Genomic DNA, 1,073 nt, shown 5'->3' with positions numbered 1-1,073 from the left:
TATATGGAATTAACTGATTCCCTCAAGAAATTGCTCAGTGAAACTGCACTTCAATTAAAAGGTGCAGCTAAAAGAAGATTCATGGCGCAAACAGTCTTAGAATTAGGCTATGGGGGACAAACCCTTGCTGCACAGGAGTTAGGCTGGAATCGAACTACTATTCGTAAAGGAATTAAAGAACTAAAAAGTGGCATTACTTGTGTTGATAATCATTCAGCTAAGGGGCGGAAAAAAGCAGAAGAACATTTACCTTTTCTATTGGAAAACATCAAAAGTTTAGTGGATTCTCAAAGCCAAACTGACCCAAGTTTTAAAAGCCAAAGGCTTTATGTGAGACTGAGTGCGGCCGAAGTCCGAAAGCAATTAATCTCTAAATATGGGTACAGTGATGAGGATTTACCGAGCGAGGAAACTATTCGGGTTAAATTAAATAACTTAGGTTATCGTCTGAAAAGAGTCGCTAAAGTTTTACCTCAAAAAAAATTCCAGAAACCGAGGCAATCTTTGAGGAATTAGCTAACATTAACCAGGAAGCGGATGAAGACCCTACGATGTTACGTCTTAGTTTAGATGCCAAAGCCCTTGTTAATATTGGACTATTTGATCGAGGAGGTAAGAATAGAATAACTGTCGAAACAAACGAGCATGATTTTAATCCGAAAACAACCCTAACCCCTTAGGGAATATTTATTCCAGAATTTGATGAGTTGTTTTTGTATTTCACTGCCTCCACAGTCACCCGTGACTTTATTGTTGATATATTAGAAGATTTCTGGGAGTCGGAAAAATCTCGTTTTGAGAAAATTAAAACTTTGATAATTAATCAAGATAATGGACCAGAAAATAATTCGAGACGAACTCAGTTCATGAAACGTATAGTTGAGTTTTCCCAAAAATATCAAGTTAATATACGTTTGGCTTACTATCCCCCCTACCATAGTAAATATAATCCTATTGAACGAACCTGGGCTGTGTTAGAAAACCATTGGAATGGGAGTATTTTAGATGAAATCGAAACCGCTTTGAAATTCGCCCAAACTATGACTTGGAAAGGAAAACACCCGATTGTTAAG

At 37.2% G+C, this 1,073-nt stretch carries 1 pseudogene; it reads left to right on the top strand.

What is annotated here, in order from left to right:
• Positions 1-3 precede the first annotated feature (3 nt).
• A pseudogene (locus O9324_RS24495) lies at positions 4-1,073 on the top strand (ISAzo13 family transposase); the annotation flags it as partial.

Source organism: Microcystis sp. LE19-84.1B, assembly GCF_027531875.1.
Taxonomy (GTDB): domain Bacteria; phylum Cyanobacteriota; class Cyanobacteriia; order Cyanobacteriales; family Microcystaceae; genus Microcystis; species Microcystis panniformis.
Note: the sequence above shows the minus strand (reverse complement) of the source record. Positions and strands in the feature narration are given on the sequence as shown.